This window comes from uncultured Eudoraea sp. (assembly GCF_947490415.1).
In the GTDB taxonomy this organism is placed as follows: domain Bacteria; phylum Bacteroidota; class Bacteroidia; order Flavobacteriales; family Flavobacteriaceae; genus Eudoraea.
Genome location: NZ_CANLGX010000001.1, coordinates 710,090 through 731,663 on the forward strand (window position 1 = coordinate 710,090; position 21,574 = coordinate 731,663).

Here is a 21,574-nt window from a genome sequence, read left to right on the forward strand (position 1 = left end):
TTTAAATCCCAATACATGAAAACACAGACCTTACTAGATGCCATACGCTTTATAAATACCCATGAACCTACAAAAGCATATATTCAGGAACATGAAGCTGCCCCTAAAAACTTTGAGATTTACCAAATTTCGGCAACGGTAGGCAACTATGAAGATCGTATTGTTCGGGTTTTAATAAATTTTGCCAAAAGGGGGAATGCAAAAGGGCTGAATGAGGATGTTTTTATAGACATTCAAGGCAATGATCTCACCGATTTCAAAATTATAAAGATCACCCCGGTTGAGTTTCGCCCCTGATCCAATAACGCTTTTCCAAAAGGTGTTTCAACATATTAACTGACCCAAAAATCCCCCTATTTGACAGCTTGTCAACTTAATGGGAGTCCGAATTGTATGCCTTATTTTTTATATTTTTCCGCCAATACGAATTCATCCTTTTCATTAATTTAAGGCTATCATACATCCTATCAACTCAATCCAAACCTCTGTGCCTGAAATACCATTATTTCTTTCCCCGATGCAATTTGCCACTCCATGCTGTAGGGTTCTCCCAGGGTGAGGCAGAAAAGATATATGTATCTAACCTCACTTAACTGAGCATTACTTTCAATAGCATGTGCAACGGGGATTGGGAAAAGATTTCAGGAAATTACTAAGGATATTATGGGTTTCCAAAATAGGTATGTATCAATTCCTTGTATCGAACCTCCCCATGCAATAATTGTATATCAGGTTGGAGTTTTATCCATATCAGGTTTTTATAGCCATTCTCAAGTGCTTTTTCCAAATAGTCCAGGGCTTCACTTTTCCGGTCCTGAACTGCCAGTAATTGAGCAAATTCAAAGTAAATCGGCTCCTTCAACTCCAATGCTTGTTTTCCAATTTCCCAACCAGCAGCTTTATCTCCAAGTTGCGTAAGTACTATGCCATTATAAATAAATGCTTTTGGGTCATCCGAATTTTCCTCCAGCCATCTTTCTGCTATTTTACTATATTCAAGAAAGTGACTCCTGGCGGTTTCATGCTGACCGATTAAATTGTAATTAACTCCCAGGTCATAATGGGGAGAAAATTCTTGAGGATTTTTCCGGAGGATTGTCTCCAAAACATCAATGGCGTTATCAAACTTTCCCTGAAGCCGATAGACATGTGCCAATCTGTATTGATTCATCAAAAAGTTTGGATCTAGACTACCCGCTTTAAGATAAGATGCCTCTGCTTTCACAAAATTATTTTTACCGACATAAGCGGAGCCTAGATAAAAATGACCCCAAGGATTATCAGGAGCATATGTAATCATGCGATTAGACCATGTTAAGGCAGAATCTATTTGACCTAAATATTCCAGATATATCCAGTTTATACCACTATTAGTAAGCATCATGTATGGATTAATCTGAAGCGTAGTTTTATATTCATCCAAAGCCTTATCATACCGACCCTGTTTTTGAAAATACCATCCCAGGTTATTATGCGCGGCCGGATCGTCAGGATATAACCCAAGTCGTTTTTCTGTATACCCGATACCCTTGCCCAGGTCATTTTCAACATTTACGGCGTAAAAAGCAAGAATGCCAAATTTTTCCCTGTCGGTAAGATTATCTATAGATACAATAGCTTTATCTAGCCATTTGCGCCCCTCGTTTCGATCAAATTTTTCAAAAAGTAAATTTCCCAGGGAAGCCTTCGCCGCGGTAAAATTACTATCAAGGCGGATTGCATTCTCATAATGCGTCCTGGCTTTTTTAAAGTCAAGACGTAGATGACTTTCAATACCCAATGAATATTGCTTTAGTGCCTTTAACGAGGAAGTAGTAACTTTCTTAAGAGGTTTACTCTGGTTTGAGATCCTAAAACTAGATTCTCCAAGGCTTCGTCGTATCTTTCTGCTTAACTGATCCAATTTTTCAATAATCTCATCCTGGCTATCGGCATAAAGAACTTCAGACTTTAGGGTATTCGCGGTTTGGGCTTCAAGGATTTTTGCGGTAAGAATATACCGGGTACCCACCCTGCTAATTGTTGGAACTACAAAAATTTCTACCCCTTCGCGAATTGCAATTTCCCTACCGGTTTCTTCATCGATAATTGTACTATTTTCTTTTTCCATTCTCTTTAATGTCTCAATCATTCGCTGCCTGGTCATCACATTTAAATATCGTGATTGATTGATACTAAGAATAAATGCTGTATTCAGGGAGTGGTCTAAAATTGTTTCATCGGTAAGATTTTCAAAATCCGATATCACAATCCAATCCCGCTCGGTAAATGGAATTGTTGTGCTGCCATAAATCACAAAAATAGTAGTAGCAAGCGTAATGGCTATAATAAATACGGGTATTGCCTTTAGTATTAGAATAATAATAGGCCTCCGTTGATTATTTTTGTTTACCGAATTCTTAGCCGAGCTGCGTGCAACCGGAAGTTCTTCACAATTGACATTATAGATTTTAACCGGCTCATCTACGTTTTTAAAGAACTTCTCTTCAATAAATTCGGTGCGTATATCGGTCTTATTTTTCACGTCCTGGTAAACAGATTCCGTAATGGCAATACTACCCACCTCAGCAGTTGACTGCAAACGGGAGGCAATATTTACGCCATCGCCAAATACATCCGACCCTTCAAATACTACTTCACCTTCATGGATGCCAATTCTCAAAGGAATATTCTTTGCCTTACAAGCAATCTGAATTTCTATAGCACAGCGTACAGCATCAGAACCAAGATCAAAACTGATCAACATCCCATCGCCCATTTCCTTGATAAGCGCACCATTATATTTCTCTAGTAATAGCTTATGAATATCCCGGTTGTTCCTGAGCATCTCAAATGCACGTTCCTCATCTGACCCCATCAAGGCAGTATAGCCCACAATGTCGGTAAACATGATTGCTACCAGGCGGTGTTGTTGCATCTCTTGATATCGTTGTATTTACGAATCATTTTAATGACCGTAAAAATTAAGATTCTAGTCTAACTTAAAACTTAAGCAACCCTTCTGATTTGGGCAATGATTTTCATCAGGTATTTGGGTAAGATTTCCTGACCTTTATTAGACCCTTACATTAGATACTTTAACTGATATTTTTATATTAGGAGGTTTAATAGCTAATCGAAAATCTGCTGGGTATACTACGCACACTACAGTGAAACAACTCAATGTATATCAGCTCTTTGCATTGCAGGCCAAAGCCGTGCGTTTTTTTCCTGATAAAGTTCCATATCCTTAAAGATGGTGCTCAGCAATTTAATGGCCTGGAGAATATAGGGCCCTTTGTTAAGCATAACACAATCTGTACGTTGTGCCATAGCGGCATCGGTCATTTCGGCCCGGGAAGGTATCCCCTGTTTTGAGAGATTTTCCAGTACTTGTGTGGCCCAGATTTCAGGAATATGTCCCGCTCTGCACAGTGAAAGAATTTCCCTTTGAACCCTGCCAATATTATCCCATCCACACTCTATCGCCAAATCTCCCCTTGCGATCATCACACCTACAGGGTAGGTCTTCATGGCCTCCAATAGAATTTTGGCCAGGTTATTAAAACCACTTTGTGTCTCAACCTTAAGAATGATCCCGAATCCTTTTGGAGGATTTAATTTTTGCAACTCCGCAATGAGATCTCTTACATCCTCCTTTCGGTTTATAAAAGATACGTTTACGATATCCGCGTTTTGAACCACAAATGCGAGATCTTTTTTGTCTTTGGCGGTTAAACCTTTGATTTCCAAATTACTTCCGGGAAAATTTATTCCTTTGTCTGCTCCTAGTTTACTTCCTGCTTTTCTGGAATTGACAATTTCTATCATCATTTCGTCCCGGGCCAGCTGGCGAATAACTCCTTCAATCTTGCCGTCATCAAAAAAGATAGGCTCCCCTTCCCTTACCTGCTCAAATATATCCCCTGAAGTACAAGAAATTTGTGCCTGGCTAATCACATTGTCATCCTTATCCCTAAGTGCAGGTTCACCAGGCAATGCATCCTTATGCAATCGTAAAAAATCTCCCGTGTGCAACCTTATGTATTGTTCCACCGCGGGTAATTCCCCTATCACGATTGGCGTAGAAGAATAATCTGCATTGGTATATAATTTCATGCCCGTTTCCAGAAAAGTGGTTTTACCACATTGGGCAATACAGCCATTTTCTGTGGTTCCTGTAATTGTAAATTCCCTTTTCTTGTTTCGGGTATCCCTAAAGAACAACTGGTCCCCTACTTTGAGTTTTTCCAAACTTTCTAATGCTACAGGCAGATGCGACAGATCCACGTTGGGATGAGGAACCGGGCCAATCCAGAGCTCACAATCCTTAATGACATTGCCCCGCACGTCCTTTGTTGGTCTAAATTTTTTAACTTTTGGGCCAGCTGTTAAAGCACAGGTCCGCACTTTTGGGCCTCCCAAATCCATGGAGATCTTACATTTTTTTTTCAATTTTTTGGACGCTGTCTTAATGTGGCCGATCATCAGGCTCCATTCTTTTTCACTGTCATGTGCACAATTTATTCGTGCACAATTCATTCCACTGGCAATCATATCATGGGCCAATTGGTAATCATAGGCAACTTCTGTAGGTAAGGTAACCATTATACGGGTGCGTCTTCCCTTAGAGCGGTATCCCAACAACGATTTTGCATTAGATTTACTTATCCGATTACTTTTTTTAAAAGTTAATTCGGCCTTGTGCTTTTTAATGGGTTCATTGTTGAGAAAGCCCTCCAGGATGGCCTTACTGGCCAATAAACTTGCCATAACATGGCTTTCTGGTTTGTCGAGCCGGGAAAGCCCCAGATTCGCAAGCTTTTTCTGGATTGGCCTTATATCTTCTTTACGAAGCGCACGGTAATGGATAAGATTACGGGCACTTTTGATAAAATTTGGATGGACCTCGGATAGTTCGGCCAAATATTTGGCCTCGAATTGCTGCAAACGTTCTACGATTGCCGAAATTTCACTAATAAGCCATCGTATATTTTCTTCTTTTTTGCCAATTTCTGCCATTGTATGTTCCTTTAACAGCCGGGAGCATTATAAATTTAATGGTTATTTCGCACATTTAGGTAATAACTGCATCCTTAGAATTACTTTCTATAAGAATATTAAGGAACTTGCCTGTGGCAAATACTGTGTGGTGTTTGTCCTTGCTGTTTTGGTAGCTTTCTAAATAATGGTTTTAAACCAGGCAATATTCAAATCGCGTCCACATTACCCACTGTAAAAATTATCAAAACATGATGCTAATCATTTTACTTTATGTTCTTCCTGCGTACTATTGATAGCGGATTATTAAGAGTCCCCCAGGAAAATCATTGCAGTTAGTTATTATGGGGATTCCTGTACCTGTTTTTCTCCGTATCTTCTATACTCAATATACCATGGTTGTAGTTTGACCTCAACCTAAGAGAAAGGATATCCGGAAAGCATAACTTACTTTAATAATATCAATAAGTAAAAATGAAAACAGCACTATTAAAAGACTTAAAAAAGATGTACCCGATACATAAAGGGAATGGCTTCTATTATTTGAAATATCAAGAGCCTGCTTTATTTAAATTTTTAGCCCCTGACCCGGAAATTATCATGACTGATAAAAATTTAAATGAAATAATTGCCGAAAGGAGAAGAAGAATAAACTCCTATATGAGATTTAGAAGAGAACAACAAACCAAGAGTGTGTTATGACAACAATAATCCTATACCTCGCAATGCTGCTCGTAATTTCATATCATGGAGAGGCACTGGCTTTAGTTCAGGAAGGGTATTTAACAATAAACCCAGAACTTATATAACCACTTTACTAAACCAGGCAACATTCAAAGCGCGTTAAAATCTTCATTAACTTTATACAATCTTGGCGGCAGTTATTTCTTAATATCAATTTTTGATAGCCAAGAAAACATTTTATCAAAAGCGTCTTCTCTCACCACTTTCGGAGATAAAAATATATCATGCTGTGCATTGTTAATTCTCAATAACGTCACCTTATCACCAAGCTTTAACCCAACTCTTTTTATGTCTTCAATATTTAATACAATATCTTTTGACATCGCATCTTTAGAAAAAGTTGAAATTTTAATAGAATCAGAAGAATGCAAAATCAAAATGGGGATTGTTATGTTTGATTCTTCTAATTTTCTTTGAGCTGTTGCAATCGCAACTATCCATTTAAAGTAGGTTGGAAATCCCTTTATTGGTTTCCAGTCTTGGTTAAAATCCCATTCACCATAAAAATCTTTATGAATGCTTTGAGCATAGGCAGAAGACAGGGCGCCATTAATTTTTGAATAAACTGATATTTTAGAAATAATTTTTGAAATGAAATAACTAAATGACTTTTCGAATTTAGTTTGATTGAAATCTAAAAAAGGAGAATTTAAAATTAGCCCATCAATAAGATTTCTATCCTTACCGTTATTCATATAGCTACTCGCTATTAAGCCTCCTGTAGAATGACCCAACAGGTAAATTGACTTGCTTTGAATTTGAATCTGGCGAATAACAATGGAGATTTCCTCAAAATATTCCTCAATATTTTTGCAATAGTTGGGATGATGATGTTCTAAAAGCGATCTACCATATTTCCGAAGATCGAGAGCGTAAAAATCAAAATTATATTCATTAAATTTTTCTCCTAAATGTGGATGAAAAAAATAATCAATATAACCATGTATATACAAGACGCTCTTTCTGTTGCCTAAATTAAAGTTTGAAGAAATTAATACAGAGGTTACTTCTCCTTCATAATCAGGATTGAGTTTAATGGTTTGACTAGTATAATCTTTGTTTAAATCCATTCCTATGTTATCAATACTATTACCGCCAACGGTTTCGTATATGAGCCATTTTGAATGGTTTATATACAATGTTATACTTAGCTTTTCTTTTTCTTTATTTCAATTTCTCCAAAATCAACGTCAAGTAGATTTTCCTGATCTAACGAAAAGCCCAATATCTCTCTTTTCGAATTAAAATTAAAGGTTATATAACCATCAGGAACTCTAATATCATACCAATCAATTTTAAAAGTGTCAAATTGCCAATGGATCAGTCGTCCCTTGAACAATGGTGTATGAGAGAACGAAAGCTCTAGTTCATCATTATTGGTAAGCGCTAAATTGATATCCCCATACATCTCGTCATTATAATCACCTGCATAACTAATAAGAGGTAAGGATGGATTAGATTCTTTTGGTCTGATTTCATTGGTAGCTGATTCTTTTAAATCCGCTATTTTTCGTTTACGATAGTCCTTTCCTCGTTCATACATGTCAAAGGTCTTATCATTGAAAATAAGTTCAAGGATTTTTGCTTTTATCAAAAAAGATGCAGGTTCTTCCGAATCATTACATAGAATAACCACACCAATGTTCATGTCCTTTATCATGAACAGCTGTGCAGACATTCCATCGATTCCGCCACTATGTTCTATGATCTTATGGCCATTCCAGGGAGTGAGCCACCATCCAAAACCATAGGAGGAAAACTCGTTGCCAAATGGAGGACCAATTATTTGGAATAATGTCTGAGGTTTAAAGAGCTCATCGACCACGTTCTTGCTTACAATGGTATCATTCTTAAAGGCTCCATCTTTCAGCAAAAGTCTCATATAACTGTTCATATCCTTTGCTGATGAATATATGAAACCTCCAGGCCCCAGGTTATCTCCATTTTCCTGTTCTATGGTAACTTTCTTATATTCTGCATTCCAAATATGAGGCTGGGCCAAATTGATATTGGCTTCTCTATCTTTGGACAACGAAGTACTGTTGTTCATTTCTAGTTTGTCAAATACTCTTGATTTTAGAAAATCATCCCAGGTCATTCCTGAAACCTCTTTTACTATTTCGGAAGCTACAACAAACATTATATTTTGATAGGCAGGTTTCTCTCGGAAGCCAGAAACGGGCTCAAGATATTTAAGTCGCTTAATGATTTCAACTCTGGAATAGTCTGAGTGATACCAAAGTGTTCCGGCACTAACTTCTTTCAGTCCGCTTCTGTGTGTGAGCAGATCTCTAATGGTAAAGTTTTCTGTTACATATGGATCGTACAATTCGAAGTAGGGCAAGTAGTCCTTAACTCTGTCGTCCCAATTTAATTTTTTTTCATCCACTAGCACTCCGAGTGTTAATGCTGTAAATGATTTGGAAATTGACCCAATTCCAAAAGCAGTTTGGTCGTTGACCTTTAGATCTTTTCCGATTTCTCTTAATCCAAAACCTTTTGAATAGATAACAGTGTCATTTTGTACAATACCGACTGAAAGCCCTACTACCTCAAAATCCTTAATAACTTGATCAAGGTATATATCGAGCGAATCCAGTGGTATTTTTTGAGCATTTGAATAATTCAAAGAAATAAACCAACTTATTAATAAGAACAAGGTTTTATTTTTCATAATATTCATTTTAATTAAGTAAAACTCGTTATATGTATACTAATATCCCTATAATTTCCCGGATATGGATCCCTTTTACGGATTTATCCCATTATCATAATTCTGTTTACCAGATTTTGTAAGACTCGTTATATAAAACAAGTAATCTCCATAGAAACTCCATTGTAAAGCAGTACCGTAGACACAAAGGTTTTTCTTGGCCCATGATGGCCGATAGATTTGTTGGTGCCTGCAATTCCTGCTATTTTCTTTAAACGGCTTAAATAACATTATCTTTAACTTCAAATGGGAACCTCAAACAATTTTCTTAAAAGATCAGGATTTTTGGCCCTCCTGATGATTTTTGGTTTAAGTTGCTCCGGGGAAGAGAACGTGCCGGTTTCCGTGGAAGCTGATGAACCCCGTACGTCCAAAATTGAAGAAATTCTATTTATCGGTAACAGTCTCACCTATTACAATTTGGGAATTTCATATCACTTAAATCTCTACAGTGCTAATGATTCATTACCCTTTAAACCTTTGATCCAGGAACTTGCGTTTAGTGGTTATAGTCTGGCTGTGCATTTGGTTAATGAACAAACCCTGTCTAAAGTAAATGAACGCTCCTGGGATGTTATTATACTACAAGAAAATACAGAGGTTGCGGTAAATGATGGTATGGCCACTTTAGAATCTATAAAAGCATTTAAAGAGTTGGTGGGCAATAAAGGAACAAGCATCTATTTATTAATGCCCTGGCCCTATAAGGATCAGCCGGAAATGGCTATTCCCATAAAAAAGACCTTTGAAGACGGAGCTCAGGCCATTGGAGCGACCATTATTCCTGTAGGAGAAGTTTGGAAGGCAATAAATCAGGAAGGAAACCCCAACATTGATTTATATGATGCGGATGGCTTGCACCCATCTTTACAGGGTACTTTTTTGGCGGCGTCCATGTGCTACTCGTCCATCTATAATCGAAATCCTTCTGAAAACCCGTATACGGCCGACCTGGAAAAAGACATCGCACTTTATCTTAAACAAAAAGCGGATTAATTTAATCCTTTTAATCTGATAATAGAGCAATCTGCATAAATCAGGAACCCTCTTTTTGTAGTATAAAATTTTCCATAGTACTCCCGGGTAAACTTTAAACCGGAGTGTCCAAACAATTCACTTACTATCTCCATTGGAAGGTCTTTGTAAAGCAGTACCGTAGACACAAAGGTTTTTCTTGCCCTATGATGGCTGATTTATTTGTTGATGCCTGCCATCAGAGAACTGCTGCAATATTCTCATGTATCCTAAAAACGAACGAAAGATTAAATTAACTCTGACGGGGTTTTTCTTTTTAGGTATGAAAACGGGTTCGCTCTTATATTTAAATATTCTATGCAATTCCCCAGGTAGAGAATACCCACCATAAAACTAACACGCAAACCGCCAGGAGCACCGTAATTTTAACGTCCATATTAGACCAAACAAATTCTTTTTTGGAATTTAACTGAAAGGTAACTTCTTTTAAAGTTTCCGGATCCTGGGGCTTCCCTAACTTACTGATAAGTATTAACAGGATAGAACACACCACAAACAAGAGTATGGCATAATGTAAAAAATTAATCTCCATAAAAGAGGTTAAAAGACTTCCTTTGGACAACGAAATAATCCCGGCTCCCATAAGATACTCTGAAACTAATCGCAACATTCCTAATCCAAACCCAGCCCAAAGTGTAATGATAGCGGCCCGTGCATTAATCCATTTATAAAACAAGCCAAACAAAAAAACAGCAGCTATAGGAGGGGCTATATACGCTTGAATACTTTGTAAATAAAGGAATATTCCTCCTCCCATCAGGGCTTTCATAAATGGTATCCAACCCAAGCTTAGGGCGACTAATACTACGGTGGCAATTCGCCCAAAACGCACCAGCTTTTTTTCGCTCACTCCAGGATTGTATTTCTGATAAAAATCGATTGTTAAAAGGGTTGAACTCGAATTAAAAGCGGAGGAGAGAGAACTCATTAAAGCAGCTAATAAACCCGCAATGGCTAATCCTTTTAATCCGGTAGGTAAGAATTCTTTGATTAAAGCAGGAAGTGCGCTATCTGCATTTTCCAGGGAAAAATGAATGAGCCCCTTTTGCATAAGTGCATAGGCAATTACTCCGGGGATGAAAAATAAAAATACCGGCAATAATTTTAAATAACCTGCAAAGAGAGCGCCTTTTCTGGCATTGCTTTCATCTTTTGCCGAAAGGGCTCTTTGAACAATATACTGATCTGTACACCAATACCAAATTCCTAGAATTGGTGCTCCAAACAACATTCCCGTCCAGGGATATTCTGTGTCGTTACTTGGTCTCCACAAATTAAAAAAATGATCCGTAGAGGGATTCCCGGCTGTTAAACTAGCCTCGTCTATTATTAATATCATTTCGTCCCAGCCTCCCAATTGATGAAGGCCGAAAATTACTACGGCAGCAGTTCCAAAAATGAGCGTTATTGCCTGAACCATATCGGTATAAATAACAGCCTTTAACCCTCCAAGTACCGTATAAAATCCAGTAGAAAGCACCGTTATGATAGCCCCGGTCCAAAACGGAATCCCCAGAACTTCGAACACTAAAGCTCCTGCGAAGATAATCAGGGATATTTTAGTAATTATATAGGCTAAAACTGAAATAACAGACAGATAAGTTCTACAGGCAGAAGAATAACGTTTCTCCAAAAATTCTGGCATCGTATATACAGAAGACCTTAAATAAAATGGGACGAATACCCATCCAAATAAAATTAATACCAAAGATGCCAGGAGTTCGAAATTTGCCATAGGCATATCTCCCCTGGCTCCTGCGCCAGAAACTCCCAATATAATTTCAGAACCAATATTCGAAGCAAAAAGCGAAGCTCCAATAACAAACCATCCCTGGTTTTTTCCCGCTAAGAAATAATCGACAGAGGAAAATTCCAGATTCTTTTCGCCTTTCGAAGCCCATCGGGCAATCCAAAGTATTAAGGCGAAATAGAAAAATAAAATGGAATAATCTAAAAATTGGAAATTGGATAACATAATTTGATTTTTAAATGGATTTAAAAAACCTAATGATATATATTTTAACTCAGATAGGGAACTAAAAATGTCACTTTTTAAGACCCGGAGTTCTTCTCCCATTTCTTTAAGTTTTGACGTGGCGTATTCTCTTGTTTCCGATTTCCCCGATTTCCGGGAAAAGCATAACCCGCAGGAGCGTTTCTGTTTTTCTATGAATCGATTCGCCATTGCACTATTTCCTCATTATTTTTCCTCCGCGGGCGTCATTGAAATGTATATTGCCCTCTTCAATATGGGGGTCAGTTTTACTTTAACATTTTTCTTAGTACCAGGTGTGTTTGATAATTCCTTACCTTAGGAAGACCAACCAACCGCTTGCTATGATTCCTTTCTTTAGAAAAATCCGCAAAAAACTTGCTGACAACAACAAGCCTCTAAAATACATGAGGTATGCTATTGGGGAGATTGTGCTTGTGGTGATCGGGATATTGATTGCGCTGCAAGTGAATAATTGGAATGAAAATCGAATTAATTCACAGAGAGAGAAAGTGATTCTAAATAGTTTAAAGTCTGAATTAGTCATTAATCTTCAGGAATTAAAAACAGATTTTGAAAGAACTTACATTTATCATCAGGCTACACTAAAAGTTTATGATATTATAATTAAGCAACCGAATGAAATAGATTCTTTTTATAAAGATTTTTTTAATTGCGTACAATTCACATATTTCTTTCCTAAGACTTCCACTTATGAAACCTTAAAGTCAGGTAATCTAGAACTAATTAGTTCTGATGGTCTAAAGGAAATTATTACCGATGTTTATGAAACTGGTTTTAAGCGAATAATGAACAAAGTAGATACCAGAAGAAATGCAGGTCGACTTCTATTTCCTTATTATCAAAGGAATTTTAAAACAAAATTTATTGAAGGTGCAGATCATCCAAATAATTTAGAATCTAAACCCAAGGTTGGTGTACCGAATAATTATTCGCGCTTGTTAAATGATCCTGAATTTGAAACTCTGGTAGTAGAGGCAATTATTGGCAGAGCGAATATTCTAAGAGATTATGAAAGAACAATCGATAATGTAGAAATATGTCTTGACAAGATAAATAAATATTTGGAAACTGAAAAAGAATAAAATATTACCCTTTATTACCAAAAATAAACGAAAGGCTAACGATGCTTATAAGTAATTCCTTATTCTTGCCTACCTTGAAAATTTCTGCGGTCCCCATAAATATAGGGATCAGCTTGGTATGTATCTGCCAAATGACAGGCAGGCTTGTAAAGTTATGTGCTATCCCGATAGCTATCGGGACACGCAACTACTCATAGCAGAGAGCGTTATGGTGCATTCAATTAACATCCTATTAAACTAAAAAACATGAGTGTATTTATTAGTACAATTTTATTCGTTATGATGGGAATTGTATGTAATGCACAAAATTTTACAAGGCAAGATTCCTTAAGAGGTTCCATCACACCAGAAAGATCGTGGTGGGATTTATCCTATTATTATCTGGATATAGCAGTTGATATTGAAAAACAAACTATTCAGGGTTCAAATACTATTAGATACAGAGTGTTACAGCCAAATCAACGTATTCAGATTGATCTTCAGCCACCAATGGGCATTAACAAAGTTTATGAAGATGGAAAAGAACTAAAATATACAAGAGATGGTAACGCTTACTTTATTGAATTAAAAAAAGAACAAATCCCCGAAGACTATAACGAAATCATAATCTGGTATAGTGGAAAACCCAAAATTGCACCACGTCCACCTTGGGATTCAGGCATGGTTTGGGAAAAAGATAGCCTTGGTAAACTTTTTGCTTCAAGCATAAGTTGGGGAGCTGGTTCAAGTCAATGGTGGCCTTGTAAAGATCATATGTATGATGAGGTTGATAGTCTTAAATTTAGCATTAACGTTCAAGAGGATTTAGTAGCAGTTGCCAATGGGAGATTGATCAATATTGAAACCAAGAAAAATAAAACGCATACCTACCACTGGGTTGTTGTAAATCCAATTAATAATTACGGACTAAACTTTAACATAGGCAATTATGCGCACTTTTCCGAAGTGTACCATGGCGAATTAGGTACTTTAGATTGTGATTATTATGTCTTGGAACAAAACCTAACCAAGGCAAAAGAACACTTTAAACAAGTGCCAATGATGCTAGAAGCTTTTGAATATTGGTTTGGTCCCTATCCATTTTATGAAGACAGTTATAAACTTGTAGAGACTCCTTATCTGGGTATGGAACATCAAAGTGCTACAGCATACGGAAATGGTTATCAAAATGGCTATTTAGGGAAAGATGGTTCTCAATCAGGGTGGGGAAATAAATTTGATCATCTCATTATTCATGAATCTGGTCATGAATGGTTCGCATGCAATATTACATTTAAGGATGTTGCCGATATCTGGATTCATGAGTCTTTTACGACATATTCAGAAGGACTTTATGTTGAATATCACTACGGAAAAGAGGCCGGGAATGACTATCAAATTGGGATCAGGAAAGGTATAAATAATGACAAACCAATGATTGGTTATTATGATGTTAACGATTTGGCTTATTCAGGAGATAATTACCCAAAAGGTGCTGCAATTTTACACATGCTAAGGCAAATTGTAGATGATGATGAGAAATGGAGACAGATTCTAAGGGGACTAAACAAAGAGTTTTATCATCAAACAGTAACCACACGACAAGTGGAAGATTACATAACCGGGAAGTGTGGTCTAAATCTAAATCATTTTTGGAATCAATACCTACGAACAAACCAAATACCACAGTTCGAATATTATTTCGTTAATGGGCGATTGTCATACCGTTGGGCAAATGCTATTGAAAAATTTGACATGCCATTAAAAGTATTCATTAATGATAAAGAGCAATGGCTTTACCCTAAAACAAATTGGCAAGAAAAAGACGTTAATTCGGAGCAAATAAATCTGATTGTTGATCGCAATTTTTATGTACCTTCCTTTTATAGTAATTCAAAGTAAATAATTAATGTCAATTATTAATAAACGACACTATAACATAGTATATAAAGAATTGCTGGTTTTTGCTTAACTAATGTGAGTTGCTTTGTTTGCTTGTTTCTGTTTTTATTCAAAAAAAACCTCGCACAAAAACACGCAACTTTCCAAATACATAAACGTTGGTAGTCATTATTTAGCTATACATGGATATAAAAAAAAATAACACAATTGATCGCAGAGAATTTATTGAGATTAGCTCAAAAGGTGCCGCAGGCATTAGCCTGACTTCATTTGCTTTTACATCTGGTTGTGGAACTGACAAAACATCTAAAACGGTGCATGGTGCATGCTATCATGATTGCCCTGATCGATGCAGCTGGAATATCACAACAGTAGATAATACGGTTACCTCATTTAAAGCCAACGCGAATAATCCGTATACGGCCGGAAATTTATGCGATAAAATGATGGACTTCCCAAATGATGTAACCTTCCACTCCGATCGAATTTTAACGCCCCTTAAAAGAAGTGGCGCCAAAGGAAGTGGTGAGTTTGTTAAAATAAGTTGGAAACAAGCCATCACCGAGGTTGCGGCTAGACTTAAAGATATTATTGCCCAAAAGGGAGGTGAAGCTGTACTACCCTACAGTTTTGGTGGCAATCAGGGATTGGTACAAAGAGGGGCGATTGCCAACAGGTTCTTCGCGCATATCGGTGCCAGTCAATTAGAGAGAACGATATGTGGAGACGCAGCAGTAGCGGGTATTTTGGCTACAAATGGTCAAACAACAGGCGTGCTGCCTGAAGATATTATTCATAGCAGATATATCGTATTATGGGGTACCAATCCTGTTCTTTCAAATCAGCATTTATGGTCTCTTATTAAGCAGGCTAAAAGCAAAGGAGCAAAGATCATTACGGTAGATCCATTTCAGTCAAGAACTTCTGAGGAGTCTGATTGGCATATTCAGCCTCGTCCAGGAACAGACACGGCCCTTGCCCTTGGTTTGATGCATGTTATTTTAAATGAAAATATTCAAGATCAGGAATATATAGATAACTATACCTTAGGTATTGAACATTTGAAAGAGCATGTTCAGAAATACGACCCTACAACAGTAGCTCAAATCACTGGCTTAGGAAAAGAAACCATCATTGCCTTTGCCAAAGAATATGCTCAAAGCACTCCTTCATTAATTCGTGTGCTAATTGGCATGGAGCATCAGGTCAATGGAGCAAGTGCTTTTAGAGCAGTGGCGATGTTGCCCGCATTAACGGGCGCATGGCGCCATTTCGGAGGTGGATTGATGCATATGACCTATGAACTTTTTGGGAAAGCATTAAACTGGGAAAGCATAAACCTTCCTCCTGAGCTGGCTAATCTAAAAACCCGTTCAATCAATATGATTGAATTAGGAAAGGCGTTGAACAGTAGTGAATTGAATCCGGGCATCAATGCGCTATTTGTTTATAACTCGAATCCCGCAGTAACTACACCTAATCAAAATTTGGTTATCAAAGGCCTAAAAAGAGATGATCTGCTAACTATTGTATCAGAGCATTTCTTAACCGATACCACTCGATATGCTGATTATATTTTCCCGGCAACGAGTGTGCTAGAAAATTGGGATGTCCTCAGTTCGTGGGGTACGCCCTACCTTAATATCAATGAACCTGCGATCCAACCTTTGGGAGACTCCAAGCCTAATTCAGAATTTTTCAGACTTTTGGCAAAAGAAATGGGGTTCAAAGAGGACTACTTTTATGAAACAGATATTGATATTGTAAAAAAGACAGTTGATAGCCAACATGAATATATGGAAGGTATTTCTTTTGAATCGCTAAGAAAAATGGGAGGGCAAAAGTTAAATCTTCCAACGAAGTGGATGCCCCATAAAAAAGGAAATTTTAAAACCAGCTCGGGAAAGTGTCATTTTTTTGATCCGAATCTGGAACAAGCCCTTCCTGATTTTATTCCTTTCAAATACAGTGATGAAGAAATGAAGCAGTATCCGCTGTATTTGTTATCTATCAAGACCCCTAAAAATTTCTTGAATAGCAGTCATGCCAACGTGGAGCATATCCTTAAGAAAGAGGGTAAGTTTTATTTGGAAATTAATCCAAAGGACGCTGACATACGTCATATTGCTGATGGTGATGAACTTAAAGTGTATAACCAGCGAGGTCGGGTGTTTATAACCGCACGAATTAGTAATAAAGTACAACAGGGAGTAGTTTGTATGCCACAAGGATTCTGGCCTTCATTATTAGACGGAGGATCGTCAGCCAACGCATTAACCAGTCATTTGTTAACTGATATGGGTAGAGGAGGTGCTATTCAAGAAACAAAAGTAGAAGTTAAAAAAGTTTAAAATGAAAAGGATCCAATAACAAATGATTAAATTTTTTAGACATATTCGCCAAAGACTACTGACCGAAAACCCGCCTGCCGGACGGGCAGGTAAATTCAGCAAATACCTGCTATATGCTATTGGGGAGATTGTTTTGGTGGTTATTGGGATTTTGATTGCTTTGAGTATTAATAATTGGAACTACAAACGATTGGAACGAAAGGAGGAAATCGAGATTTTAAATAGTGTCAAGAATGATATAGAAAATACAATCGCGGAATTTGATCATTTAAATCAAATAAGAGAAAAGATGCTTTCTTCCACTAAAAGCATTTTTAAATTGACCAACTCTATGGATTTTGAAAATAAAGAGTTAGATAGTCTGATAGGGCTAACCTTTTACCGGCCTACTTTCAATAACATACTAGGCACAATTGATCAATTATTTTCTTCAGGTAAGATCAGCCTTATCCAGAATGATTCTATCAGGAATTTCCTGATCTCCTGGCCGGGATCAATTAATGACATGATTGAAGAAGAAACGTATGCCGTGACATTGTTTCAAAATAATTATTACCCTGTAGTGGCTAAATACATTCTCATCCAGGATGTCATTGACCAGAACTTTTCTACATCATTCTTCGGCACAGGAATAAGGGAAGAAGAATATTCCGATATTCCACTGAAAAGCGACCGTGAGGGCTTACTAAAAGACAGGGAGTTTTTGAACCATTTACGAATGAGAGCCTCACATTTACAAATTACAAATACTGAAACCAAGGAACTCACCCTTCATGCCAGAAAACTTATTGGAATGATAGATAATGAAATCAAATTCTAGTCATAATATCAATAAAATGAAGTAATGAAAGGCCAAACCACAGACCAATGATAAAATTCTTTCGCCAAATACGACAAAGACTGCTTACTGAAAACCCGCCTGCCGGACGGGAAGGTAAATTCAGCAAATACCTGCTATATGCTATTGGGGAGATTATATTGGTGGTCATCGGAATTTTGATTGCTTTGCAGATTAACAATTGGAATGAACTTAGAAAGACTCACCTTCAGGATCTTGAGTTTCTTAACAATCTGAAGGTTGAATTGTCAGTAGATATTTCCGCCCTAACCGCTAGAAAATCTCAATATCAGAGCATTAATGATAACATAAAAAATACTATAAAGTTGTTTGATGGTGGTGTTCAAAGTCTTACTCATGATGAACATCAGGAAATCGTTTCGGCTCTGACCCTATTTCAAATACTTACTCCGATTAATAAAAACATCAATCGAAGTGATTTGGCAATTGCGCAAGGTACGATTGATAGAATTGACAAAGAATTAAATCGCAAATTCTTAACCTACCTTCAAGAAACCCAATCCATTAATGCTGCTATTACAAAACTGGGTGAAACCCTACAACAACTTCAAATACTTTACATTCATCCAAATGTCGATTACAATGAAATAAATCCTGCAGCTGATAAGGTTTATTTCGATTTTAAAGAAATTTTTAATAACAGAGGTGTCAGAAATGCACTGCAAAAATCATTCAGGTATCGCAGAGCATACATTGACTCTATGTCTGGTAAAATTGAAGAAGCCGAAAAACTAATCGCCCTCATCGATCATAAATTGGCTGGAGCAGATTAAAAAATAACGAAAGGCTAAAAACCTATATAAAATCATTACGCAATAGGCGTGACGGCTCATAAGCCAACCGTTATCTAAGGGTCCTTGAAATCCTCGCCGTCTCCTCACTGAACCTTTTCTGCCCTACTTTTCTGTAATATTCCTAGGGTATCTTTATACTGGAATGACCCCCTCCTTCGCTCCGCTGCGGTGGGCAAGTCCGCCTTCACTACGTTACTGCGGACATGCTGGGTTAATTCACTTACTATCTCCATTGGAACTTCATTGTAAAGCAGTACAATAAATGCGAAGGTCTTTCTAGCCATATTTAATTATTTATTACCTTAGAAAGGACAACCAACCGCTGCCTTATATGATAAAATTCTTTAGATTATCGAAACTTAATTTTGTGAAACAAAATCGAATGTCCTGTGGACTCCCTATAGTTATCGGGATAGGCGTCTAGAAAACACCGTTAATAACTATGTTTAAGTTTTTTAGAAAAATCAGATTTGACCTAATGGAAAAAAATAAAACCGGAAGATATCTAAAATATGCTATCGGAGAAATTGTATTGGTGGTTATCGGGATTTTAATCGCCCTGCAAGTCGGCAATTTTAACGAAACCATAAAGGAGCGCGAGATCTATTTATCCTATTTGTTGCGCCTTAAAGAAGATTTTTTAGAATTACAGGAAACCGTAAAGCTAAAAAAGGAATTTGAGGCTGAGTTAATTGACCTTGCTGAGTATCAATTAGAGGTCTTAACCGGAAAAGAAACCAACCCGGATATACTTAAGCTTGCAATTTCAATTGAATTTACAGGCTCTATAAATCGATATGAAATATTGAGTCCCACTTATCTGGAACTGACCTCAACCGGGAGGCTGACCCTTATTGAAAATGATAATATAAAAGATTTTTTGTCCGGATATTACAAATATTTGCTGACCAGAAATAATGAAAAAGCAGAATGGGATCCCTGGGTACACCAATATAGATCGTTGGTGCGTAATATTCTGAATCCGGAGGATCGATCTTTCATAGACTTTGAATTTGGTAATGCAAACGCAGACATGGAGAGTCCGACATGGAAGAATTATACCCTTAAATCAAAAAAGGAAAATGTAGTGAATGACCTTTTGAAGGTCCCAAATTTAACCGGGCTTCTGCAGGATATCCTTACTGCCAGAAGGATCACCCATAGTTATCTTGATTTCGAGTTCCATATCAGTAATGATTTCCTCCAACAGATTCAGAGTGAAATAGATCGATTATAAGGAACTGGGTAGCTCCGGATTTATGTGCTCTAAACAAAAAGTAGTCACAAGGCCAGGATTATATAGATTTTTTGTGCTCTGAAGAGAACCAGCTTCAACCCATGCCCCGCTTCTTCCGCCAAATACGTCAAAGACTGCTTACTGAAAACCCGCCTGCCGGACGGGCGGGTAAGTTCAGCAAATACCTGCTTTATGCAAAAGATAAGTTCTTTGTTGAGGTTATTTGGGAAATTAAACAGGATGAAATCATAGGAAAAGGACAGTTGAAGGAGATAGCCTGAATAAGTAGAGTAATGTTCCCAAGGAGATTTGAGGATTAAATCAAACAACTTTGTGTGTGAAAAACTAAGCTCGATATAAAAACCCCCAGTTAAGGGGGTTGGTGTTTTTTGGATGTTGAGGTTTACGAGAATTAAAATGAATGCGGAAAACAATTTCTGAATTTTGGTATTTTAAATCCTTCTTTATAAGTATGTGATTTCCAAAAATCCCTGCATAATTTCACGTTATCAACATTCCAACTACTTATATCTCTATTGAATCTAGAATAAGGAAACATATGTTCCATCCTTTCAACATTACTCACGTTCCAGTTACCAATCGATTTATCTTAAAAAAGCTTTAAATTTACTCCAAAACAATATGGTTATATGGACTTTTCTTTATATCCATTAGTTAGCGGTAATTTCAGACGAACTTTTATCCGTAGCAATTTTTAAAATGCGACCTTATGTCAACAATAAAAAAGACTATTCTATACCGACGAATACTCCTTTTATGCATTCTACTGCAGACCATCAGTGCATTTGGACAAGGTTATGAAAAAACAGAAGCTGATTTAATTAACGCTAGCCCAATAGATAATTTACCACCATATATAAAACTTGTAAGTGGTTTTGGAGAACGTCCAGATTGGTCTCATGATGGCCGATTCATTCTATTTTTAGACAAACCAATGGGCGAAGTATATGAATTGGAATTAGCAACCGGAATAATACGTCCAAAAACCAGACATTTTAATCATTACGGCTTTACCAGGGCAATGTATTTGTCAAACGGAGATATTCTACTTTCCGGTCCAAAGGCGCTCTTTGACCCTACGGACCATAAGGAAAGAGATAAAGCGCGTGACCTTACCTGGTTATACATCATGGATAAAAGTGGTAAAACACCCCCGGTTCCTTTAAATACCCTCTGTGCTGAAGGGCCAGCTATTTCCAGAAATAGGATGAGAATAGCTTGGACACATCGAGATCGCCAATTACCTGAGCTAGGTAAAAATAGGGCAAAGCTATTAATGGCCGACATAATTTATCAAGATGGGATACCAAAGTTATCCAACGAAAGGGTGATTTTTGATTCAAAGCAGTTGCCATTTTCACTGGGTCATGCAAGTCTTGAAACACAAAGTCTTGTTCCACCAGAGGACGTAAAAGTAACATTTGCTGTTTATACCATTAATAATGGAAATAATACTGATGTTTATATGGTAGATAGCGAAACTGGAGAATATAGAACTATCACTAATTCTCCCTGCTGCTACGATGAGCCCGAAGGAATATTCCCTGATGGTTTACATACTCTGGTCGAACACGGACCCTCCGAGAAAAATGCCTGGCCATTGCTTGATCTGTATAAATTGAAATTAGATGGGTCAGGAGAAATGCAAAGATTAACTTATTTCACTGACTATAAGGGATACAAGGCTAATCAAGGAGTAATTTCAGACGATGGAAAATATTTATGTTTTCAGATAGGAAAAGATAATACAGAATCTGGTGTCGGTTTTGGTTTTCTAATTATGGATTTGGAAGAAGCTGCAAAACACCTGGAGAATTTTAAAACTTATGATGATTAATTATAATAAAACTACCAGCCTAA

The 21,574-nt window shown here is 37.2% G+C and carries 18 protein-coding genes; 12 read left to right on the plus strand and 6 right to left on the minus strand.

Annotated features, from left to right (window positions below):
- The first annotated feature begins 15 nt into the window (after nucleotides 1–15).
- A complete protein-coding gene (locus Q0874_RS03160) occupies nucleotides 16–297 on the plus strand; it encodes a hypothetical protein (RefSeq protein ID WP_299159257.1) in 282 nt (93 codons plus the stop codon).
- A 364-nt stretch (nucleotides 298–661) separates the two neighbouring features.
- Here Q0874_RS03160 and Q0874_RS03165 read toward each other — a convergent pair whose 3' ends face one another.
- Both Q0874_RS03165 and Q0874_RS03170 read right to left on the minus strand, forming a co-directional pair.
- Nucleotides 662–2,917: a tetratricopeptide repeat protein gene (locus Q0874_RS03165; RefSeq protein WP_299159260.1), complete on the minus strand. Its 2,256-nt coding sequence runs from the start codon at nucleotides 2,915–2,917 to the stop codon at nucleotides 662–664.
- 242 nt (nucleotides 2,918–3,159) lie between these two features.
- A complete protein-coding gene (locus Q0874_RS03170; protein WP_299159264.1) occupies nucleotides 3,160–5,001 on the minus strand; it encodes a pyruvate kinase in 1,842 nt (613 codons plus the stop codon).
- Nucleotides 5,002–5,454: 453 nt separating this feature from the next.
- Here Q0874_RS03170 and Q0874_RS03175 point away from each other — a divergent pair, with 453 nt between their 5' ends.
- On the plus strand, nucleotides 5,455–5,682 hold the full coding sequence (locus tag Q0874_RS03175) for a hypothetical protein (protein ID WP_299159267.1): 228 nt from the start codon (nucleotides 5,455–5,457) through the stop codon (nucleotides 5,680–5,682).
- A gap of 179 nt (nucleotides 5,683–5,861) precedes the next feature.
- Here Q0874_RS03175 and Q0874_RS03180 read toward each other — a convergent pair whose 3' ends face one another.
- Together Q0874_RS03180 and Q0874_RS03185 are read right to left on the minus strand one after the other, a co-directional pair.
- Nucleotides 5,862–6,794, minus strand: coding sequence for an alpha/beta hydrolase (locus tag Q0874_RS03180; RefSeq protein WP_299159270.1), 933 nt, complete (start codon nucleotides 6,792–6,794; stop codon nucleotides 5,862–5,864).
- A gap of 77 nt (nucleotides 6,795–6,871) precedes the next feature.
- The gene (locus Q0874_RS03185) at nucleotides 6,872–8,398 is read right to left on the minus strand and encodes a serine hydrolase (RefSeq protein WP_299159273.1); all 1,527 of its coding nucleotides are present in this window, start codon (nucleotides 8,396–8,398) and stop codon (nucleotides 6,872–6,874) included.
- 285 nt (nucleotides 8,399–8,683) lie between these two features.
- On the opposite strand from Q0874_RS03185, the gene Q0874_RS03190 reads away from it, so the two are divergent.
- Nucleotides 8,684–9,433, plus strand: coding sequence for a hypothetical protein (locus Q0874_RS03190; protein WP_299159276.1), 750 nt, complete (start codon nucleotides 8,684–8,686; stop codon nucleotides 9,431–9,433).
- 334 nt (nucleotides 9,434–9,767) lie between these two features.
- Here the strand turns inward: Q0874_RS03190 and Q0874_RS03195 are convergent, their stop codons facing one another.
- Nucleotides 9,768–11,447 (minus strand): sodium:solute symporter, encoded by a 1,680-nt coding sequence (locus Q0874_RS03195; RefSeq protein WP_299159279.1) that lies wholly within the window; start codon nucleotides 11,445–11,447, stop codon nucleotides 9,768–9,770.
- A gap of 67 nt (nucleotides 11,448–11,514) precedes the next feature.
- Between Q0874_RS03195 and Q0874_RS03200 the strand changes: the two genes are divergently transcribed.
- The 8 genes from Q0874_RS03200 to Q0874_RS03235 all read left to right on the plus strand — a co-directional run bounded on the left by Q0874_RS03200 (nucleotide 11,515) and on the right by Q0874_RS03235 (nucleotide 19,974).
- Nucleotides 11,515–11,787, plus strand: a complete 273-nt coding sequence (locus tag Q0874_RS03200; protein WP_299159282.1) for a hypothetical protein — start codon at nucleotides 11,515–11,517, stop codon at nucleotides 11,785–11,787.
- A 22-nt stretch (nucleotides 11,788–11,809) separates the two neighbouring features.
- A complete protein-coding gene (locus Q0874_RS03205; protein ID WP_299159285.1) occupies nucleotides 11,810–12,571 on the plus strand; it encodes a DUF6090 family protein in 762 nt (253 codons plus the stop codon).
- A gap of 246 nt (nucleotides 12,572–12,817) precedes the next feature.
- On the plus strand, nucleotides 12,818–14,452 hold the full coding sequence (locus Q0874_RS03210) for a M1 family metallopeptidase (RefSeq protein ID WP_299159287.1): 1,635 nt from the start codon (nucleotides 12,818–12,820) through the stop codon (nucleotides 14,450–14,452).
- Nucleotides 14,453–14,634: 182 nt separating this feature from the next.
- Nucleotides 14,635–16,803 carry a molybdopterin-dependent oxidoreductase gene (locus tag Q0874_RS03215; protein ID WP_299159290.1) on the plus strand — a complete coding sequence of 723 codons (2,169 nt, stop codon included), beginning with the start codon at nucleotides 14,635–14,637 and terminating at the stop codon, nucleotides 16,801–16,803.
- Nucleotides 16,804–16,825: 22 nt separating this feature from the next.
- Complete coding sequence (locus tag Q0874_RS03220) at nucleotides 16,826–17,623, plus strand: DUF6090 family protein (protein WP_299159293.1); 798 nt, start codon at nucleotides 16,826–16,828, stop codon at nucleotides 17,621–17,623.
- 47 nt (nucleotides 17,624–17,670) lie between these two features.
- Entirely contained in the window at nucleotides 17,671–18,435 is a 765-nt protein-coding gene (locus tag Q0874_RS03225) for a DUF6090 family protein (protein WP_299159296.1), read from the plus strand.
- 499 nt (nucleotides 18,436–18,934) lie between these two features.
- A complete protein-coding gene (locus Q0874_RS03230) occupies nucleotides 18,935–19,693 on the plus strand; it encodes a DUF6090 family protein (RefSeq protein ID WP_299159299.1) in 759 nt (252 codons plus the stop codon).
- Between the two features lie 101 nt (nucleotides 19,694–19,794).
- A complete protein-coding gene (locus Q0874_RS03235; RefSeq protein ID WP_299159302.1) occupies nucleotides 19,795–19,974 on the plus strand; it encodes a hypothetical protein in 180 nt (59 codons plus the stop codon).
- 131 nt (nucleotides 19,975–20,105) lie between these two features.
- Here the strand turns inward: Q0874_RS03235 and Q0874_RS03240 are convergent, their stop codons facing one another.
- Nucleotides 20,106–20,294 (minus strand): BspA family leucine-rich repeat surface protein, encoded by a 189-nt coding sequence (locus tag Q0874_RS03240; protein WP_299160097.1) that lies wholly within the window; start codon nucleotides 20,292–20,294, stop codon nucleotides 20,106–20,108.
- A gap of 129 nt (nucleotides 20,295–20,423) precedes the next feature.
- On the opposite strand from Q0874_RS03240, the gene Q0874_RS03245 reads away from it, so the two are divergent.
- Entirely contained in the window at nucleotides 20,424–21,551 is a 1,128-nt protein-coding gene (locus Q0874_RS03245; RefSeq protein WP_299159305.1) for a hypothetical protein, read from the plus strand.
- The last annotated feature ends 23 nt before the right edge of the window (nucleotides 21,552–21,574 follow it).

Excerpts from the sequence above, each read along its gene's own strand:
- Q0874_RS03160 (WP_299159257.1), top strand. The coding sequence starts at position 16 with ATGAAAACACAGACCTTACTAGATGCCATACGCTTTATAAATACCCAT.
- Q0874_RS03165 (WP_299159260.1), bottom strand. The coding sequence starts at position 2,917 with ATGCAACAACACCGCCTGGTAGCAATCATGTTTACCGACATTGTGGGC.
- Q0874_RS03170 (WP_299159264.1), bottom strand. The coding sequence starts at position 5,001 with ATGGCAGAAATTGGCAAAAAAGAAGAAAATATACGATGGCTTATTAGT.
- Q0874_RS03175 (WP_299159267.1), top strand. The coding sequence starts at position 5,455 with ATGAAAACAGCACTATTAAAAGACTTAAAAAAGATGTACCCGATACAT.
- Q0874_RS03180 (WP_299159270.1), bottom strand. The coding sequence starts at position 6,794 with ATGGATTTAAACAAAGATTATACTAGTCAAACCATTAAACTCAATCCT.
- Q0874_RS03185 (WP_299159273.1), bottom strand. The coding sequence starts at position 8,398 with ATGAAAAATAAAACCTTGTTCTTATTAATAAGTTGGTTTATTTCTTTG.
- Q0874_RS03190 (WP_299159276.1), top strand. The coding sequence starts at position 8,684 with ATGGGAACCTCAAACAATTTTCTTAAAAGATCAGGATTTTTGGCCCTC.
- Q0874_RS03195 (WP_299159279.1), bottom strand. The coding sequence starts at position 11,447 with ATGTTATCCAATTTCCAATTTTTAGATTATTCCATTTTATTTTTCTAT.
- Q0874_RS03200 (WP_299159282.1), top strand. The coding sequence starts at position 11,515 with ATGTCACTTTTTAAGACCCGGAGTTCTTCTCCCATTTCTTTAAGTTTT.
- Q0874_RS03205 (WP_299159285.1), top strand. The coding sequence starts at position 11,810 with ATGATTCCTTTCTTTAGAAAAATCCGCAAAAAACTTGCTGACAACAAC.
- Q0874_RS03210 (WP_299159287.1), top strand. The coding sequence starts at position 12,818 with ATGAGTGTATTTATTAGTACAATTTTATTCGTTATGATGGGAATTGTA.
- Q0874_RS03215 (WP_299159290.1), top strand. The coding sequence starts at position 14,635 with ATGGATATAAAAAAAAATAACACAATTGATCGCAGAGAATTTATTGAG.
- Q0874_RS03220 (WP_299159293.1), top strand. The coding sequence starts at position 16,826 with ATGATTAAATTTTTTAGACATATTCGCCAAAGACTACTGACCGAAAAC.
- Q0874_RS03225 (WP_299159296.1), top strand. The coding sequence starts at position 17,671 with ATGATAAAATTCTTTCGCCAAATACGACAAAGACTGCTTACTGAAAAC.
- Q0874_RS03230 (WP_299159299.1), top strand. The coding sequence starts at position 18,935 with ATGGAAAAAAATAAAACCGGAAGATATCTAAAATATGCTATCGGAGAA.
- Q0874_RS03235 (WP_299159302.1), top strand. The coding sequence starts at position 19,795 with ATGCCCCGCTTCTTCCGCCAAATACGTCAAAGACTGCTTACTGAAAAC.
- Q0874_RS03245 (WP_299159305.1), top strand. The coding sequence starts at position 20,424 with ATGTCAACAATAAAAAAGACTATTCTATACCGACGAATACTCCTTTTA.